The organism is Cellulomonas sp. P5_C6 (genome assembly GCF_054049635.1).
Window position 1 is genome coordinate 1 of the sequence record NZ_JBFULZ010000268.1, and the last position, 4,450, is coordinate 4,450.

General features: G+C 73.2%; 6 protein-coding genes and 2 pseudogenes. 3 read left to right on the forward strand and 5 right to left on the reverse strand.

The window, feature by feature from the left end; translation table 11 throughout:
• Window positions 1-235, forward strand: a pseudogene (locus ACXJKG_RS19725) (hypothetical protein); the annotation flags it as partial.
• A gap of 397 nt (window positions 236-632) precedes the next feature.
• On the opposite strand, the gene ACXJKG_RS19730 reads toward ACXJKG_RS19725, so the two are convergent.
• The gene (locus ACXJKG_RS19730) at window positions 633-881 is read right to left on the reverse strand and encodes an SCO4226 family nickel-binding protein (RefSeq protein ID WP_456847429.1); all 249 of its coding nucleotides are present in this window, start codon (window positions 879-881) and stop codon (window positions 633-635) included.
• A gap of 172 nt (window positions 882-1,053) precedes the next feature.
• On the opposite strand from ACXJKG_RS19730, the gene ACXJKG_RS19735 reads away from it, so the two are divergent.
• Window positions 1,054-1,692 carry a DUF4203 domain-containing protein gene (locus ACXJKG_RS19735; RefSeq protein ID WP_456847430.1) on the forward strand — a complete coding sequence of 213 codons (639 nt, stop codon included), beginning with the start codon at window positions 1,054-1,056 and terminating at the stop codon, window positions 1,690-1,692.
• Window positions 1,693-1,699: 7 nt separating this feature from the next.
• On the opposite strand, the gene ACXJKG_RS19740 is transcribed toward ACXJKG_RS19735, so the two are convergent.
• Window positions 1,700-2,239, reverse strand: coding sequence for a hypothetical protein (locus ACXJKG_RS19740; RefSeq protein WP_456847431.1), 540 nt, complete (start codon window positions 2,237-2,239; stop codon window positions 1,700-1,702).
• A gap of 131 nt (window positions 2,240-2,370) precedes the next feature.
• Here ACXJKG_RS19740 and ACXJKG_RS19745 point away from each other — a divergent pair, with 131 nt between their 5' ends.
• Entirely contained in the window at window positions 2,371-2,670 is a 300-nt protein-coding gene (locus tag ACXJKG_RS19745; protein WP_456847432.1) for a hypothetical protein, read from the forward strand.
• 23 nt (window positions 2,671-2,693) lie between these two features.
• Here ACXJKG_RS19745 and ACXJKG_RS19750 read toward each other — a convergent pair whose 3' ends face one another.
• From ACXJKG_RS19750 to ACXJKG_RS19760, 3 genes and pseudogenes are all read right to left on the reverse strand, one after another.
• Entirely contained in the window at window positions 2,694-3,128 is a 435-nt protein-coding gene (locus tag ACXJKG_RS19750) for a YdeI/OmpD-associated family protein (RefSeq protein WP_456847433.1), read from the reverse strand.
• A 52-nt stretch (window positions 3,129-3,180) separates the two neighbouring features.
• Window positions 3,181-3,897, reverse strand: a complete 717-nt coding sequence (locus tag ACXJKG_RS19755; RefSeq protein ID WP_456847434.1) for a DUF5701 family protein — start codon at window positions 3,895-3,897, stop codon at window positions 3,181-3,183.
• Window positions 3,898-3,940: 43 nt separating this feature from the next.
• Window positions 3,941-4,450, reverse strand: a pseudogene (locus tag ACXJKG_RS19760) (hypothetical protein); the annotation flags it as partial.

Here is a 4,450-nt window from a genome sequence, read left to right on the forward strand (position 1 = left end):
GGTCAGCCGCCTGCTCGAGAAGCTGGCGAGCGAAGCGGCCGAGACGCTGAAGCAAGAACGGCTGGCCGCCGCCCGCGCAAACCGTTCGACCGGTCCGGCCAGCGACCCGCTCGGCGGGGCGACCGTGGACGCCGGCGAGGCGCGCAGCCACTCGCAGACCACCGGTGGAGCCAAGCGCGACGCATCCTCGCAGGCACAAGGCGCCCGCCGCCAGGCCCGCAGCGACGGCCGGTAGGTCCAGCTGCACGTGCCTCCGTCGGGCGTCGCGTCAGCCGGTGCGCTGCGGCGTTCAGTTCACGGCGGGGCCTGCAGTCAGAGGACCTGCAGCGCGCGCTCGTCGAGCCAGATGCCCGCGCACGGGTGTGCTGCACGGTGAGATGACAGGGCTGTCACGCGGCGGGAGGGGGTCTGACCCGCTCTCCCGGACACCGAGTCCGAGGCGATGGGAGCGCCCACGGGCCGTTGCAAGCCCGTAGCCCGGGCCTCCTTGCGTGGGAGCCACACTGGGTGCCAACTCTGGATCCTCTTGTAAAGAGAAGGTCAAGAGTTCGATTCTCTTTGGCGGCTCCACCGCGAAGGCCCCGTGACCAGCAGAATCGCTGGTGCGGGGCCTTTGTCGTAGGGGCGCGGCGCTAGGCCTCGACCGGGACCGGGTAGATCTCGACGGCCGGGTGGCCGGTCCGCTCGTGGATGCGGAGGACCGCATCGGCGTCGGGGGCCTCCGAGATGCACCAGACCATCCCCGACTCCGGGTCGCCCCACGCGCTCTGGAAGTCGACGCCCTCCTCGCCCTGGATGTCGACGTCCGCCTGGTGCGCGGCCTTGAGCGCCTCGGGCGTGATGCCGGTCATCCCGTGGTGAACGTCCATGAACTTCGGCATGGCTCCAACCTCCTGACGGATCGTCGGTGCACCGATTTGCACCGATTCGTCCTAGGTCTACTCCGAGCCGGGGGCCGTGGATAGGAGGTGCAGACACCGGATCGGGATGCTCGAGGGCGGCTCGACCCCGAAACTCGCACGGATCGACGGCAGCGAGTCCTACATTGCAGTCATGGCGGACATCCTGTTGGGCATCCTCGCAATCGTCGCTGGGGGCGTGATGCTCTTCGCGGGGCAGTTCGTTCTCCGGCTCGTCCTCCCCATCTGGGGCTTCTTCGCAGGGTTCGCCTTCGGGGCGGGGCTGTTCGCCTCGCTCGCGGACGAGAGCTTCCTCGGCACGGCGCTCGGCTGGGTCTCGGGCCTGGTCTTCGCCCTGGTCTTCGCCGTGCTCGCCTACCTCTACTACGCGGTGGCCGTGATCCTCGCGATGGCGGTCTTCGGCTACGTGATCGGGGCAGGCCTGGTCGTCGCCCTCGGGATCGACTGGAACTGGCTCGCGGTGCTCGTCGGCGTCGCCGTCGGCGCGGTCCTCGGTCTGGTGTCGGTCCTGGGGAACATGCCGATGATCGTGCTCGCGGTGGTCAGCTCCATCGCCGGCGCCGTCAGCGTGGTCGGCGGCCTGATGCTGCTGGTGGGCTCGCTGAACTCCGCCGACTTCACGGAGGGCAGCTTCAGCAGCGCAGTCGACGCCGGCTGGTGGTGGTACGCGCTGCTGCTGGTGCTGGCCCTGATCGGCGTCGTCGCGCAGACCCGGCAGCGGATCGTGGTGAACCGCAGCATCAACGAGGCCTGGTACGCCAAGACGGCCTGACCGGCGCTCAGTCCCTGGGTCGGTGCGCCCACGCTGCCGGTCGTAGGTAGCTCCACGACGCGACCGCGAACACTGCCGTCGACGCGACCACGGCCGTGGCCACGGGTCCCAGCCACGGCACCGGGATGAGGAAGAACACGTCGGTGTCCGTCAGGCTCGTCGGCCACCCGGTCAGCACGCGCAGGAAGAGGTAGTAGGTCAGGTCCCATACGGTGAACGCGATGAAGAACGCGGCCACCCCGTGCCAGAACCTGCGCCCCGCCAGCACCGCGACCGCGGCGAGCATGACGATGGTCGCGGCCTCCCGCGCGGTCTCGGCGCGGGCGAGGTCCGGGTCGACGAGCATCGTGCGTACTGGGTCGACGAACCGGATCACCCCGAGGTCCAGGTAGACCCGTCGCACGGGGGCGTCGTAGACGAGCTCCGTGCCCAGCGCCAGGCGCAGGTAGTGGACCACCGCCGCCTCGACGTACCCGAACCCGATCCCGAACGCGACGACGGCCCCGTAGCGCAGCCAGCGAACCCGCGACGTGCTGGTCATCCCCATGCGCGCATCGTCCCGTCCTTCCGCCCCCGAGCGCGAGGCCGTGCGGGACCTGGGGTCCGGCTAGCGTTGCGCCATGGATCGTCGCCCGCCTCCCTCGTCGGCACCGGCCGTCCGGGCCGAGGGCTGACGCGGTGCCCTCCTATCGGGTGACCGCGGCGATCGGGCTGCTCAGGCCCGGGGTCGCCGCGCCGGACGTGCTGCCGGAGGCGGTCGCGACCGCCGAGGCGATGACCACGGTCGAGGCCCACGACGTCGCCATCGTGCGGGGCGAGGCTCGCGTGACCGTCCGGTTCCAGGCCGACGACGACCAGACCGCTCGCCGGGTCGGGTGGGCCGTCCTCGCACGGCTGGACGAGCTGGCGGACATCAGCGGGCGGAGCGTCACGCGCCGGTTCGGGTCGCGGTGGTACCCGGTGCGCGCGGCGTCCTGACGGAGGGCTCGGTGGGGGAGCCGTCAGCCCGCGGCCAGCTCGGACGCGGCCTTGGCGATCCGGCGCTCGCGGGTCTCGGGGGTCTTGGCGTCCTCGATCGGCTGGACGATCGCCTTCTGGCGGCTGAACGACAGCGCGTCGAACGCCGCGCGCGCCGGGCCGACCAGCGCGGCCGCGAGGTCGTCGGGAACGTCGACGGTGCGCGGGCCGTCGTCGAACTCGATGTCCACGTCGACGTCCTCGCCGGCCGCGACGCCCGCGCCCGCGCGGTTCTCGGCGCTGACGGGGATCAAGGTCTGGCCGCCGTAGGGCGTGACCGTGCTGCGATAGGAGTAGCCGTTGATGGTGACCACCACCGGGAAGCGTGCGCCGCGGCCCATGGCCGTCACGACCTCGTCGGGGACGGGCATGCCCGTGGCGGTCTTGCCGCTCAGCTGGATCGTCGTGCGAAACCGCATGGGTCCTCCTCGCGCCGTGAGTGAGCGCCCGCGGCGCCCCGTCGCAGACTAGTCAGGCGTCGGCGTGGGCGACACGGTCGGCGGCGGACGCCGCGCCGAGCCACGTGTGCGGGTTGCGGTCCCAGCACCAGCCGAGCTTCGCGCGCCGCTCGCTGATCCACACGGCGGGGACGCGCTGGTTGGTCCCGGTCCGTGATGCCAGCAGCGAGAAGCACTTGTTGGGGCGCAGCATGTCCGGCCGGACGACGACCAGCGCGACGCCCTCGTCGATCGTCAGCGGGGTCCGGCCGCGGCCCGTGATCGTGGCCAGCGCGTCCTCCGGCCGGACGTTGCAGAACTCCGAGCCGGTGTCGACGCCCCACAGCAGGTACGGCTCGGCGGGGACGGCGATGCCCTCGATCGGGCGGTAGGTCGGCGCCTCGACGCGGTCGATGACGCTGACGCCGAGCTGCTTGCCGCGGCGCATCGCGGGAGCCACGTCGTTGAGGTCCAGGCCCGGCAGGACCAGCACGAACGGGACGTCGTCGCCCTCCACGGAGGCCGAGGTGGTCGGGGTCCGCGCGACCTCGGCCAGCGGGGCGAGCCGGGTCCGGAACGCCGTCGGGTCCTCACCGAGCAGCGCCGGGAGGCCCAGCTGGACGTAGGCCGTGATCTGGCGGTCGAGCTCGGTCCGGACGTCGGCGGCGGGGTCGAACGCCGTCGCCGCGGGCGACGGTGGTGCGACGACGGTGGGGAGCTGCGGGTCGACGGGGGTGACGGGGACGCCCATGGGCTGCTCAACGCCCCCGACCGCGCCGGGGTTCCCGCGACGCTCAGAGCAGCGGCGCGCCCTGCCCCAGCACCAGCGGCCCGCCGACGGCCCGCGCGGGCCGGGCCCGGCCCTCGCCCTCCGCGACGGCGACCGAGTAGCGGTGCGCGACGACGAGGCTCGGGGCCCCGGCATCCGACGCCTCGACCAGCACCGCGCGGGAGCCCACCGAGCTCGGGTCCGTCGCGTCACCGGGCAGGCGGCCCACCCAGGCGACCGCGGCGCGCGCGGCCCCGGAGGTCCGCACCCACTCCCGGGCGTCGGGTGTCGCGTCCGCCTCGAACCGGCGGACCTCGTGGGTGGCCGCGGGGCCACCGTCGACCAGCGCGTACGTGACCGCGGCGCCCTCGCCGGCCAGCGCCGCCTCCAGCGCCTGCTCCAGCGCGCCGAGCGCGATGTCCTGCGCTGCGGGCGACGGGGGGTACGGGAGGTCGGCGGGGGTCTGCGGCGCGACGGGCGCGAGCGAGGGGTCCGGCGCGGGCGCGACGGCGACGGGTGCGACGGGGGTGGGTGC